At 58.1% G+C, this 13,332-nt stretch carries 11 protein-coding genes; 7 read left to right on the plus strand and 4 right to left on the minus strand.

All coding sequences use genetic code 11. The features are described from left to right. Nucleotides 1-149 precede the first annotated feature (149 nt). The 3 genes from ABD735_RS04485 to ABD735_RS04495 form a co-directional block, all read right to left on the minus strand. Nucleotides 150-1,811 carry a DUF2339 domain-containing protein gene (locus tag ABD735_RS04485; RefSeq protein WP_344803676.1) on the minus strand — a complete coding sequence of 554 codons (1,662 nt, stop codon included), beginning with the start codon at nucleotides 1,809-1,811 and terminating at the stop codon, nucleotides 150-152. A 104-nt stretch (nucleotides 1,812-1,915) separates the two neighbouring features. Next, nucleotides 1,916-2,221 carry a WYL domain-containing protein gene (locus ABD735_RS04490; RefSeq protein ID WP_344803678.1) on the minus strand — a complete coding sequence of 102 codons (306 nt, stop codon included), beginning with the start codon at nucleotides 2,219-2,221 and terminating at the stop codon, nucleotides 1,916-1,918. Between the two features lie 87 nt (nucleotides 2,222-2,308). Then, nucleotides 2,309-3,001, minus strand: a complete 693-nt coding sequence (locus ABD735_RS04495; RefSeq protein ID WP_344803680.1) for a zinc metallopeptidase — start codon at nucleotides 2,999-3,001, stop codon at nucleotides 2,309-2,311. A gap of 147 nt (nucleotides 3,002-3,148) precedes the next feature. Between ABD735_RS04495 and ABD735_RS04500 the strand changes: the two genes are divergently transcribed. The 4 genes from ABD735_RS04500 (at nucleotide 3,149) to ABD735_RS04515 (ending at nucleotide 7,426) form a co-directional block, all read left to right on the plus strand. Then, a complete protein-coding gene (locus ABD735_RS04500; protein ID WP_344803682.1) occupies nucleotides 3,149-3,655 on the plus strand; it encodes a DUF3592 domain-containing protein in 507 nt (168 codons plus the stop codon). 477 nt (nucleotides 3,656-4,132) lie between these two features. Continuing rightward, nucleotides 4,133-5,284 (plus strand): lipase family protein, encoded by a 1,152-nt coding sequence (locus tag ABD735_RS04505; RefSeq protein ID WP_344803684.1) that lies wholly within the window; start codon nucleotides 4,133-4,135, stop codon nucleotides 5,282-5,284. A 330-nt stretch (nucleotides 5,285-5,614) separates the two neighbouring features. Then, the gene (locus ABD735_RS04510) at nucleotides 5,615-6,208 is read left to right on the plus strand and encodes an SCP2 sterol-binding domain-containing protein (protein ID WP_344803686.1); all 594 of its coding nucleotides are present in this window, start codon (nucleotides 5,615-5,617) and stop codon (nucleotides 6,206-6,208) included. A 15-nt stretch (nucleotides 6,209-6,223) separates the two neighbouring features. After that, a complete protein-coding gene (locus ABD735_RS04515) occupies nucleotides 6,224-7,426 on the plus strand; it encodes an iron-containing alcohol dehydrogenase (protein WP_344803688.1) in 1,203 nt (400 codons plus the stop codon). A 30-nt stretch (nucleotides 7,427-7,456) separates the two neighbouring features. Here ABD735_RS04515 and ABD735_RS04520 read toward each other — a convergent pair whose 3' ends face one another. Beyond that, nucleotides 7,457-7,951, minus strand: coding sequence for a PilZ domain-containing protein (locus ABD735_RS04520; protein ID WP_344803690.1), 495 nt, complete (start codon nucleotides 7,949-7,951; stop codon nucleotides 7,457-7,459). Nucleotides 7,952-7,966: 15 nt separating this feature from the next. Here ABD735_RS04520 and ABD735_RS04525 point away from each other — a divergent pair, with 15 nt between their 5' ends. The 3 genes from ABD735_RS04525 to ABD735_RS04535 are packed head-to-tail and all read left to right on the plus strand — an operon-like array spanning nucleotide 7,967 to nucleotide 13,238. After that, a complete protein-coding gene (locus ABD735_RS04525; protein WP_344803692.1) occupies nucleotides 7,967-9,013 on the plus strand; it encodes a ligase-associated DNA damage response exonuclease in 1,047 nt (348 codons plus the stop codon). Then, on the plus strand, nucleotides 9,010-10,731 hold the full coding sequence (locus tag ABD735_RS04530) for an ATP-dependent DNA ligase (RefSeq protein WP_344803694.1): 1,722 nt from the start codon (nucleotides 9,010-9,012) through the stop codon (nucleotides 10,729-10,731). Before ABD735_RS04525 ends, ABD735_RS04530 begins: the two co-directional genes overlap by 4 nt. Then, entirely contained in the window at nucleotides 10,731-13,238 is a 2,508-nt protein-coding gene (locus ABD735_RS04535) for a ligase-associated DNA damage response DEXH box helicase (protein ID WP_344803696.1), read from the plus strand. The genes ABD735_RS04530 and ABD735_RS04535 overlap by 1 nt, the downstream gene beginning before the upstream one ends. Nucleotides 13,239-13,332 lie beyond the last annotated feature (94 nt).

Consider the following 13,332-nt stretch of genomic DNA (forward strand, 5'->3'; position numbering starts at 1 on the left):
AAAAGACCCAGGCCAACTGTCGATCGCTCACGATTTCGACGAGCGACCAGCCAGGCGGCAGCCGCCGTCAGAGTGACAAGCAGCTGGATGAGTACAAGCTGTGAGAGGCCATGGAAGAACCGGTCGATCTCTATCAGTCCTCCGCCGAATCACCATGCGAAGCACCAGATGCTCGTCGCCGGGAATGCATATAGTCGCTCAAGCTTACTCGCACTGCCACCATGCCGCCTATAAAGCATCGCCGCAACGGCCGCGGCAACCGCTATCAGGACGGCGCCAATATAATCTGCATTGAAAACGAAGCTGCCGGCTGTCGCTGAACCGGCCCCCTCCCAGTAGAAGTAGCCGCTCAGTAGCATCAGACCGAGCCCGCTCAAACGAGGCAGGATGTGAGACTGCCGCAGCCCGACCCAGATGAGCGCAGCGCCTTCAGCCGCCCACACCGCCGAAGTCACTCTACCGTCGAAAGCCAGCGGGATGGCCAGTGTCAGAAAGGCGGTGGCCAACACCATATAAGCCTCCCGCAGCAGACCCAGCGGCGCCCGATGGCGAACAAACCAGCTCAGCCCAAGGTAGAGCAAGCCAAGGGCAGTGCTGGAGAACGCGATGAGATTGGGCACCTGATTGTTCGCTAGTTGAGACTGCACAGCCATGAACGCGATGGGAGTGCCAAGCACCAAAGTGCCGTCGACCAAGCCCCTCAGATTTGGTGGCTGCTTCAGCGCAAACAGCAGCGCAATGAGTGTGTACAGCAGAAAGAAGGCGACGAGGAAGGGTTCAGTCGTTGTGAAATAATCAGACTGGTAAAACCGGGCACCCCAGAGCGCACCGATACCGAAGGTGAAGACAAATCCCAGCCAGTTGAGCAGGCGCCAACTGCGATAGAGCGCGATAACTGCTATACCGACGTTCAAGATCAGGTAATAGGAAAACAACCCGACATGAGCCCCTTCACCTGATGACGCGAGAATTGGCGCCAGAAAGCCACCAGTGACTGCAGCAGCCGCCAGCCATACCGAGTTCTGCAGCAGCGCCAGCGCAACTGTCAACACGACCACGCCCAGCAGCAGCGTAAAGGCAAGGGTCGGGGCTAATAACTGGTGCAGGTGATAGGCAGAAAAGATACTCAGGTACAGCACACCAAGCGCGCCGCCCTGCATGATGAGCGCGTACCCCGGCCTTGCCTTGCGAAGTCGCCAGGCGATGCCCAGCATGACAGCCACTGCAGCGACTATGCCCACATAGCGCCACTCGAGACGGACCACCACATTTTCGGCGGCGAATTTGAGCAGGAAGCCGATGCCGAAGAAGAGAATCAGCACGCCCACTCTCACCAGGATATTGCCACCGGTGAAATAGGCGACTATCCATTGCCAGATCTTTTTAGCCAACAGCTCCGGCCAGGGTGACCTGCTTGAGTTGGGACGAAGGCGCGCTTTCGCAGCAGGCGCGAAGCTGGATTGCGATGTTGGCGAGGCAAGGGGTACCGGCGGTACTGGAGTGGCTTCATGAGGCGGCGCAGCTTCTGCGACTTCGGAAGCCAAAGAATCAGCATCCTTCATGGGGGCTTCTGGGGTCCGATCTACACGCTCGTGCGCAGAGTCCAAAGCGGCAAGCAGCTCAGCTCGAGTGTCCGCCAGATCTTTCGCCAGTGTCTGCAAGGCAAGAGCCTGACGCTTCAGACGTGCCTTGAAGTCGATGACCGAGGCCACGAGCCCGCCGAGCAGCGCACCCACTATGAGGCCACCAGGAGTGTCGAGCACTGACGCGATGAGCACTGCGCAAACGAAGACTGCTATTACATACACCATACCTGCGGCCCCACCTGCATTAACACTCGCTATGTCGGGTCAATCTACCCGAACATGAATTGTAGTGCAGTCGGGGTTCAGGCGCAGCGGGCACGTATCACGCTTTAGTGCACCACAGCCAGTATTTCGTCCCAGCCATGCAGTTCGCCAGATATGGTCTCGCGTGGACCGTCGAAGGTAACTGGGAGGACAGTAAGCTCACTCGCTTCAATAAGGTCGAAGCGGCGCCAGCCGGGCACTTCCCCGGACTCGCTGAAGCCCGCCACCTGATAGGACAGCAGCTGATGACGACCATTATGGACGCCCAGCACCTGTGGCTCGACGAGACGATTGCCGCCGTGATAGTGGAGTTGCAACAGATGCCTGTTATCGATGGCGTGTTTCAAAGCGCGAAGATTCAGTGCCGTCATTGAGGTGGAGCATCCCTTTGCCGATTCATGTCCTCAAGGGTACGGCCCTGTTTCGGCGGAAGTTTACTCTGTCCGGGGGCTGCCGTCTTAGCGAATAGCAGCTCTCAATATTGCCAGCCATCGACCAAAGCGCAGCATGTCCACCAGGGCAGCGGCGACATAGGTCAGTGCGGCGGCTCGGAGCACGCTTTTGGCAGCGGGATACTGATCCGGCGCGAGATATTCGCCTTCCATCAGAATAGGGAGCGCCTTGTTGAAACTCGCGTCCCATTCCATCGGCAGGATGATCATCTGAATCAATACAGACGCGAGCATGGCCAGCACGCCGGCCAGAACTGTGACCAGGGCAATCTGCGGTAAGTGAAAAATGGCAGCGAGGAGTGGTGCAGCGATGAGGATGCCAATCGCAATCTTCTGAATCGTCATGGCGAGCGGGGAATAGTGCTGGCGCAGGTGGGTGATCCGTTCCTGCCGGTGGTACTGGATGGCGTGTCCGACCTCATGGGCCGCCACAGCGACCGCTGTCAATGAGCGGCCATTCATGATGTCAGGCGACAGGCGTACCTTCCTGGCCACTGAATCGTAGTGATCGCCGGCGTCTGTAGCCTCCACCTCGACATCACCAAGGCCAAAGCGCTCGATGAGATGTCGAGCCAGTTCGCCGCCCGTGCCAGGCAGCTCATCCAGCGTTCCGCCATGCCTGGCCATAACGTGACGAATCCAGAGATGCGGCCCGTAGATCAACAACAGTACGAAAATGAAGACGAGAACGAACAGCATGTCTGTGAAAGCTCTTGATGAGTCCTGGAAAAGTCTAGCAGACTACGTCGAACGCTGGCTGGACTGTTTCTCGTGGGAGCTGGCAGGAAGCAGACGGAGCTAAGGGCTTCTCTGCAGAGCGCTACGAAGCTTAGTCAGAGGGACAAGATGCAACTTTACGGCCCATTACTCGCCGGTGTGGTGCTGCTGGTTATCGGCATAGCCGTCTTTGCTAGCAGCCAACGTAAGCTCAAGCTCAGGCAGCGCATAGAGCGCTCGTGGTCAACCACCACAGGGCAGTGGATTCGAATTGGAAAAAGAGTCTCCCTCACCAGCTCTCCAACAAGTCGTGATCCCGATGCAAATGCCTACTTGCTCGATTGTGAATTCACCTACACCGTTGAGGGTAAGCACTATTCATCGACAACGCCCTTATTGTATGAGCCCTATCTCAGACACGATATCGATACGTTTCTCTCAAAATACAAAGCAGGGCAGAGCTTCACCGTTTTATATGATCCGTATCACCCTGAGAAGTCAGTGATCGAGACGACCCTGTATGGCAAGAGCGGCAAGCATCAGGTGTTCTTCTCAGGCCTGCTCATGATAATCGGCATTGTCCTGCTGATATCACAAGCCGAGAGCGTTATCACCATGCTGTCTCATCAACGATGACAGGCTCACATGTGAGTGCCTTGAGGCTGATGCTCGCCTTGTCAGCCACGCTCTCCTATTGGTGGTGGGAGGCTCGGGCAACCGGCAACATTAGAATAGATTTGATCGAGCTTTATCCGCTCTAGCCGTCTTGAGTTTCTGTTAATATTGGTGGAACTGCTGTTCGTTGAGGGCCGATCAGGTGATCATCCAGACATCCAGACATCCAGTACATTCAAAAAGAAAGTTCCGGTCGAACGGCCAGTACTCAATTCTGGTGGCGCGCGCCCAAAATCGCCAGCTGATATCACCGATTCCCCCGAAGACGTGTTCGAACTCTGTGCCTTCGCTGCTGGGCTTTCCGGCCTTGTTTATGCGCCAACTGGGGTGTCCGAATGGCGGAGCAAGGGCTGGGTTCAATTCGATTTCAAGCAATTTTTGGACACCGAAGGTGTCAGTCGGTTTCAGTCTTTTGACTCGCACTATCAGCAAGCCTACATGTTTGTCCTTGATCGGCGAGCCTGGTTGGGGATTCGGGGGACCGACGAGGGATCAGATTGGCTAATGAACTTGTCCTTTGTGCCGGGGCGGCATGTTGGGTTTCGCAAGGCCTTGAGGGTAGGGCTGCAATCCGAGGTGATGCGGTGGTTGCACGCAAACCACGATGCCTTCGACTCGCTCGTGATCACGGGCCACTCGCTGGGCGGTGCCTTGTCGACGCTAGCTGCCGATCACATCTCCATCTCCAACCAGTCGAACGCATCGCCCCGCCCGCCGCAAATCGGCATCGAGGCAGTGATTACATTTGCGTCTCCGCGGGTCGGGTCTCCTGGGTTCGCTCGGCAGTATCGGGATCACAAACGAGTCGGGTCTGAGCGAACGCTTGGCGAGTGCACCTATCGATTTTCGAACGCTGGGGATATCGTCCCGAAGGTACCGCCAGCCGTCTTTGGATTCAGGCACGTGGTTGAGAGCATTGATACTCGAAAGATCAGTGATTCGGAGAAGACGATTTCCAGGACCGTAAACTGGAACCTGGGCGCATCAAGCCGACAAGGCTATATTCCCTCAAATCCGCTCGATCCCCTGATGACTTCACCGAGGCCAACCACTGTCAGGGAAGCCTTCGTCGACGCTCATGGTGCACTCTCCACCACCCTCATGGCGGTGCCGTTCGCGTATCTCATCCTCTCCGGCTTTTGGGCGTCAGATAGAGGTGCGATGCACATGATGACCTTGTATGGCAACGCCTTTGGTCGCCATCTCGCGTTCGGGGCGGTCGAGCCTCCAAAGGACCTGCGACCCTGGTCACTGACTTCGAAAATCATCCTCGGGATGCTGCTCATCGTAGTAATGGCGCTTGTTCTGGCGGTGATCTATTTCACGCTCGTATTGTCTGGCTGGTTTATGTTCTGGCTCCTGTTGGGACTGCTTGGGCTCACGGCTTACTACTACGTCGAGCGGAATCGCAAACCCGAATCGATGTCGACCTGGGTCGGCCAAGGGTCGAGCACGTCTCACTTCTCCCCTAGGCAGGGCCCCAATCAGGACCTGATCGACGAGCTCCGTCGACGTCTAGAGGCAGGTGCGGAAGGTGGGGACGGTCCATCCGGTAAGGATGGGCCTGCTTCAAGAACACCCATCGGGTAGGTCTCTGTCTGGCGCTGTGTTCAAAATATAGAACGGGCTCGGCCCAGGGCGCGGCAGCCGCCACCAGCAACTGGAGATTCTGATACGTATGGTAAAGATGGCCGTGCAGCCACTATTCCTGCCGAAGTCTCACGCGAATTAGTGGCCCTTCCGGTTACTTTCAAAAAACAGGCCGCCAGCCCGCGCTATTGCTCAAACCATTCCACCAGTAACTTGAGACCCGATCTCACCGAGCGCTGGGACTTACACACCGAAAAAACATCCCCCTTGTAGTATTCTAGAGTTTTTGCTCTAATTCGTCGCATCATCCAGCCATAACGGAAGCAGTCGATGCGCAAACAGGGCTTACACCTCGCTTTTACCGGCAAGAAACTTTACGTCACCATCATGATGGAAACGGTGGGGAGGGCGCTGCAGGCCCTGTCCCAGCAGGATGCGCTGGTGCAAAGCGAAGTGGCCGGCTTGCCACAGGGTTTCATCTTCTGCATGCGAGTCGGCACCGGTCAGCCCGCCTTGATGGTCATGAAGGACGGCGATGGCACCCTTCGCTATCTCGGCGCCAACGCCCAGGCCGAGCCGGACCTCACCATCAGCATCAAGCATATCGAGCTGGCGTTTCGCATGCTGTCCTTTCAGGAGAGCACCAGCCAGGCTTTCGCCAACGACCGTATGATCGTCGATGGCGACGTGTCCTATGCCGTGCGCATGGTGCGCGTGCTCAACCGGCTTGAAAGCATCATCCTGCCAGATATGGTGGCTCGCCTGGCGGTAAAGCGGGTGGATCGTCTGCCGTTCACCACCAAAGTACCATTGGCTCTGAAGGTGTATGCCGGCGCGGCCACAGCCTTCGTTGGCGACCAGCTCAATCATATCAAAGCCAGCATAAGCGATCTTTCACCTGCACTGCCTATCGGCAAGCACTGAGCACAGGAACACAACATGAAGTCTGCACAGAACAAGGGTTATTACGAGTTTTTCTGTCCTGTAAAAACGATAGCTGGTGAGGCGGCGCTGGAGCATCTGGCCTTCGAGTTGTCTTCGATCGGTTGCAAGCGCCCGCTGCTCATTACTGACAAGGGCGTCGTCGGCGCCGGTCTGACCGCTTACATCCACGCCGCCATGGACAGTGCGCAAATGGAGTTTGTCGGCACCTGTGACGATGTGCCGCCGGACTCATCAGTCGAAACGGTAGCCAACATCGTGGCGCAGTATCGCAAACTTGCCGCTGATTCGCTGGTGGCCGTCGGCGGCGGTTCCGTCATCGATACGGCGAAGGCGGTCAATATCCTGGTGTCAGAAGACAGCGACAATCTGGCTAAATTTTCGGGCGCCGGTATTCTCAAGCATCCCCTGAAGCCGTTCTTCGTGGTCCCGACCACAGCGGGCACTGGCTCGGAGGTCACGTCGGTGGCCGTCATCGCGGACTTGGCGAAAGGCGTGAAGCTGCCCTTCAGCTCGCCCTTCCTGCTGCCAAACGCAGCGATCATCGACCCCCGTATGACGCTGACCCTGCCGCCGCACATTACGGCAGCGACAGCTATGGACGCCATGACGCATTCCATCGAGGCCTTCACTTGCCTCGGCAAGAATCCGCTCAGTGATGCCTACGCCAGTGCCGCGATCAAACTGATCAGCGAAAATCTCGTAGCGACGCTGCAGTCACCGAAAGACAAGCAGCTGCGCCTGAAGCTGGCGCAAGCCTCCACCATGGCGGGTATAGCCTTCTCGAATTCGATGGTCGGTCTGGTGCATTCCCTCGGTCATGCCGCAGGCTCCGTCGCTCACCTGCCGCACGGCATGTGCATGAGCATCTTTTTGCCATTTGCGCTCGAGTACAACCTTGAGCAAGGGCAGGGACGTGATGTCATCGGTGAGCTTCTGCTGTATCTGGCTGGTCCTGAAGTCTACGCGGCCACGCCAAAGGACGAACGTCCCGAAGCGGCGATCGCAGAAATCAGAGGGCTTCGAGATGAGCTGTATGCCTTATGCTCATTGCCACGAACGCTGTCAGAGACTGGCAAGGTAGAGCGCTCGCAGTTGGCAAGAATTGCCGAGCTGGCGCTGGATGACGGCAGTATCATCTTCAATCCAGTGGAAGCAGATTATGAAGATCTGCTCAAGCTACTGGAGCGTGCCTACTAGAGGAGGCCCGCAGACCTTCGAATACCAGCTTCAGTAATCGTCGTTCGCGGCGCCATCGCTATCGACCTGTACGAAGAGGACGCCCAGGCCATCCTCTTCAACCCTGACGACCCGGCCGGTGACGAGCTCACCGGGTCCGGTTGGCAGGCCAAGCACCCGCAGCTGAATAATTACGTTCTTGTGCGAGAGTAACTCATTCTTGATCTTGATGAAGGCGCCAGATTCGGAAATGTCCCGGGTCTGCGATTGCATGACGCCCGTGTCCGGATGCACGACCTCCACCCTGAAAGAAGCCTTGATACGTTGATGTTGCCGCAGCTCCTTGCTTTTGGCCGCCGCTGCAAAGTCTTCATCGTCAAGATCCAGGTCATCATGATCGCCCTGGTCCTGCTTGTTTTGTCCGAGTAAAGCCTCGAAGTCATCGTCGTCGTTGTCCAAAACACCGTCCAATCTGAATTCGTCTGCGTATTGCTTAGTCGTGCAGAACGCTGCGCCGACCAGGCCCATGATTGAAGTATAGTCCATGACTTACGCAATGAAATGATCGCTGCAAACCAGCCCCCACGACTTCACACTATCGAGCTGACCGGCAACGGACTGTATTGTTCCGCGCTCGATGCCTACGTCGACCCATGGAAGCCAGTGGCCCGAGCCATCATAACCCATGCGCATAGTGACCATGCGAGCATGGGCCATGGCCGTTATTTCGCCCACCACGATTCGCTGCCGATACTTCGACACCGCCTGGGTGACGATATCGATGTTCATGGCTTCGACTATGGCGAGCCACTCAGTGTCGATCACGCGCTGAATGACGCACCCGTAGTGACCTTGCATTCCGCAGGCCACGTGCTGGGTTCGGCGCAGGTGAGAATTCAGAACACCGAAGGCGTCACTGTCATCACGGGTGATTTCAAGATCGAGGCAGATCCGAGCTGTGCCGCCTTTGAGTTGGTGCCGTGCGATCAGCTCATTACCGAAGCGACCTTCGCCATGCCCATTTACCGATGGCCACCCATTGAGTCGGTAGTGGCCGACATTGTGGCCTGGTGGCGTCATTGTGCAGAACGTGGCAAGACTGCTGTGCTTTGCGCCTATGCCTTTGGCAAGGCTCAGCGCATTCTCGCAGAGTTGCTCCGTTATGCCGAAGCGAGTGGCGAGCCGCTGCCGGCACCTGTGGTCTTGCAGCACGGCGCAATGGAGGTGCTCACTGAGCTGTATAGAGCTGCCGGAATAGCCATGTATCCGACCCTGGCTGCGAAAGACGCTGAAGTGGTGGCGGGACAGCTGGTGCTCGCCCCACCAAGTGCCAGTGGCTCGACCTGGATGAAGCGCTTCAGAAAGCCCGAGGTCGGCTTCTGTTCCGGCTGGATGCAGGTGAGGGGCAACCGGCGAAGACGCGGGTACGATCGTGGCTTCATCATCTCGGATCACGCTGACTGGCCCCAGCTGATGCAGCTTATCGATGGCAGCGGCGCTTCAGCGGTATTCCCCACGCATGGCAACACCGATATTCTGGTTCGCTATCTTCGCGAGCGTGGCCGGGCCTGTGAGCCCCTGGCGACCGCTTTTTCGGACGAAGAATGAAGGCCTTCACTGCGCTCTTCGAAGCGCTCGACACCACCACCTCGACCAACGAAAAGATTGATGCGCTAGTGCGCTATTTCAGAAGCTGTGACGCGGCGGACGGTGCCTGGGCCGCCTTTCTGCTCTCGGGCCTGCGATCCCGTCGTGCCGTATCGAGTCGTCTCCTGCGCCAGGTACTGGTGGACCCCTGCGGCTGGCCTGAATGGATCGTCGACGAATGCTACAGCCATGTTGGCGACATTGCCGAAACCGTGGCGCTTCTGTTGAAATCCTCGCCGGGTATCGAACCCGTGTCAGCGCTCGAGCTGCCGGACAGAAGCCTGGCCAGCTGGATGGCTGAGCTGCGCGCACTGGTCAACAAGTCTGACGAAGTGAAGCGTGAGTGGTTCGTGGCCAACGTGCTGCCTCAACCGCCTGTTCAGTGCTTCGTGCTGTGCAAGATGGCAGGCGGCAGCTTTCGCGTGGGCGTGTCACGCGGCGTGGTGGCCAAGGCCCTGGCAAAAATCGCAGAGCTTCCGCCAGCCGTCATCCAGCATAGGCTGGCCGGGCAGTGGGAGCCGAGCGCGGAGGCCTTCGAAAGCCTCATCAGCCAGACCGAAGAAGCCGATCCAGCCAAGCCCTATCCCTTCTGTCTGGCCTATCCTCTCGAGCCCGGTGAGAAAAGCATACATGACATCCTGGGAGATCGTGCACACTGGCTGGCCGAATGGAAGTACGATGGCATCCGCGCTCAGCTGATCCGGCGTGAGGGCACTGTGATGATCTGGTCGCGCGGTGAAGACATGATCAATGCACAATTTCCTGAAATTGAACGCGCGGTGGACGCCCTTGCGTACGATTGCGTGCTGGATGCAGAGTTACTGGCCTGGTCCGACGAGCCCGGCGTAGAGGCGGAGGAGGGCGCAGGCCTGGCAGGGCTTGAAGGCCGTCCGTCAGACTTCAACCAGCTGCAGAGGCGGCTTGGCCGGAAAAAAGTGTCGGAGAAAATGCAGCGCGATATTCCCATCGTCTGTCTCATCTTCGATTGCCTCGAGTTCGAAGGTGAGGATTTGCGTCAGCGTCCGCTGACTGAGCGGCGTAGCTATATCGACAGGATTCTGCAGGCACAGAACGGCACAGATGTAGCCTTCAGGCAGCTGCGATCGCTCCCGCCCGTGGTGGTCGATGTGAGTGAACAGGATACTCGAGCGGAACATTGGCAGGGTCTCGAGTCGCTACGGCAGGAAAGCCGCGAGAGAGGCGTGGAGGGACTCATGCTCAAGCGACTCGACTCTGTTTACGAAGCAGGGCGTGTGCGGGGCGGCTGGTGGAAGTGGAAAATCGAGCCCTACACCGTCGACGCCGTCATGCTCTACGCCCAGGCCGGTCATGGCCGCCGCTCGAATTTATACACGGATTACACCTTCGCCGTGTGGGACGGGGAAAACCTGGTGCCCTTTGCCAAGGCCTATTCCGGTCTGACCGATGCCGAAATCCGTCGCCTCGACCACTGGATCAGGCGCCACACCATCGAACGTTTCGGCCCGGTGCGCTCCGTGGAGCCGCTGCAGGTATTTGAGCTGGCCTTCGAAGGCATAGCGCGCTCTACTCGACACAAATCAGGGATTGCCGTTCGATTCCCACGAATATCGAGATGGCGGGAAGACAAGACCGTAGACGACATCGACACCCTCGAAACGATCAGCGCACTCATCGACCCGCCAGCCAGTAGCGATTGATGCAACTGCCTTCAGCTATCACGGAGTGGTTCAGTGCTCGCGGCTGGCGTCCAGCGCCGTTCCAGCTTCACACCGCCGAGGCCTTTGCGGCCGGTCGTTCAGGGCTCCTGCATGCGCCGACTGGTAGTGGCAAGACGGTAGCAGCCTTGCTCGGGCCGCTCGCAAGCTCGTTAGAATCCGGGGGCACTGCCGGCCGTATTCAGATTCTCTGGGTCACGCCGCTTCGAGCACTCGCCACCGACACCACCAACGCCATCCGCACGATGGTTGCCGATCTGCTGCCAGACTGGCAGGTGATGAAACGCTCAGCCGACACCTCGGCCTCTGACCGACAGAAGATCAGACGCAGACTCCCGGAGATTCTGGTAACGACCCCCGAGAGTCTGTCTTTGCTGCTCAGTTATCCAGACAGCCAGCAGCAGTTCAGCAGCCTTCAGGTGTGCGTGGTCGATGAATGGCATGAACTGCTGGGCAGCAAGCGTGGTGTGCAGCTTCAATTGGCAATGTCCCGACTACAGGCGCTAGCGCCACAGATGCGTCGCTGGGGGCTGTCGGCGACACTCGGCAATCTCGACGAGGCGCTGGAGGTGCTGTGCCACGGACTTCCGGCCTCTGAAGGGGGAGCCCCATTGCGGATAGAGGGTGATGCCGTCAAGAAGGTCGAAATCGACACGCTCATTCCGGCACAGATCGAACGTTTCCCCTGGGCCGGTCATCTTGGTCTTTCGCAGCTAAACGGTGTGTTGGCCAGAATAGAAGCGGCGCAGTCGACCCTGGTGTTTACCAACACACGCTCGCAGGCCGAGCTCTGGTATGAAGCCATCATCAAGGCTCGGCTGGACTGGCTCACCGTTACGGCAGTGCATCATGGCTCGCTGTCGAGAAAGGTTCGTGGGCAGATTGAAGATGGTCTGCGCAGTGGCTACTTCAAGTGCGTGGTGTGTACTTCGAGTCTCGACCTTGGTGTCGATTTCAGTCCAGTCGAGCAGGTGATTCAGATCGGCAGCCCTAAAGGCGTCGCCAGATTATCGCAGCGCGCTGGCCGATCAGGTCACCAGCCAGGCTCGACCAGTCGCATACTCTGCGTCCCCTCGCATGCCTTTGAGTTGCTGGAAGCCCTGGCAGCGCGTGAAGCCGTGGAACTCGGCAATATTGAGAAGCGACCGCCGCTGCGCCTGTGTCTCGATGTGCTGGTGCAGCATCTGGTCACACTGGCCTTGTCCAAGGCCCTGATTCCGGATCTCATTCTCGCTGAAGTCCGCCGTACTCACGCCTTTGCCGGCCTCAGCGACGAAGCCTGGCAGTGGGCGCTCGACTTCATCAGTCGTGGCGGTAACGCGCTGCAGCACTATGACGAGTTCAGCAAGGTGGCGCCGGGAGAAGACCCGACCCAGCCCTGGACGGTGCCCTCGCGACGTATCGCACTCAGGCACCGCATGGCGATAGGCACTATCACCTCGGATGCGGAAATCAGCGTAAAGCTGATCAGGGGCAGACGTCTGGGACAGGTGGAGGAATCCTTTATCGCAAAGCTCGCTCCGGGTGACGGTTTTCTCTTCGCGGGACGGGTGCTCGAATTCGTCAGGCTGAAGGACATGGTGGCCGAGGTTCGGCTGGCCAGAAAGAAAGGCAGGATCATTCCGCGCTGGTCGGGCAGCAAGATGCCGCTATCCACCCAGCTGGCTGATGGTGTGATCAGCTGGATGGGGCGGGTGAGCCAGGCGCTCGAGTCCGCGACCACTGACCCTCGCGACCTCACCGAGGCAGTGAGGGCACTCGAAAGTTTTCCGCGGGAAATTCTGGCGCTGGAGCCTTTGCTGCGCACGCAACAACGTCTTTCGGCCTTGCCGGCACCCGGTCGCTTACTGGTCGAGGCGGTTCGGACGCGAGAGGGGACACACTGCTATCTCTATCCCTTCGCCGGGCGTCTGGTCCACGAAGGTCTGGCCGCCATCATTGGCTACCGGCTGACCCAGAAAACACCGATTACCTTCAAGATGACTGTGAACGATTATGGCATCGAGCTGCTCACAGCCAGGGCCTTACCCTTTGATGAGGCGGGCCTGAAGGATCTATTCAGCATCGAGCATCTCGACGACGATCTGCTTGCGAGCATCAATAGTTCTGAGTTTGCCAAGCGTCAGTTTCGGGATATAGCGCGGATCGCGGGGCTGGTGTTTGGTGGTTATCCCGGCGCGGCAAAATCCAATCGTGGCCTGCAGATGTCGACTGGCGTGCTCTTCGATGTGCTCAGGGAGTACGATCCCGAGAACGAGCTCATCAAGCAGGCCTTTCGAGAGGTCCTGCACGAGCAGATGGAGTACGAACGCCTGCAGTCAGTTCTGCTGAAGCTTCAGGATATGCAGGTCGAGCTACAGACGCCCGGACGTCTCACGCCGCTGGCCTTTCCGCTCTGGGCCCAGCGCATACGCGAGCAGGTCGTATCCTCCGAACAGTGGCAGGACAGGCTGGAGCGCATGCTGGCCTCACTCTACAAAGGTCTGTGACGTATTTTTCCCCCGCACTGGAGGTGCAAGAGGCTATTTTTCTGGCATACTGTTCACCTGTACAGTCTTTCGTCTTCCAATGATTCAGCTGGAG

Origin of the sequence: Allohahella marinimesophila (genome assembly GCF_039538005.1) — a bacterium.
GTDB classification, from domain to species: Bacteria; Pseudomonadota; Gammaproteobacteria; order Pseudomonadales; family Oleiphilaceae; genus Allohahella; species Allohahella marinimesophila.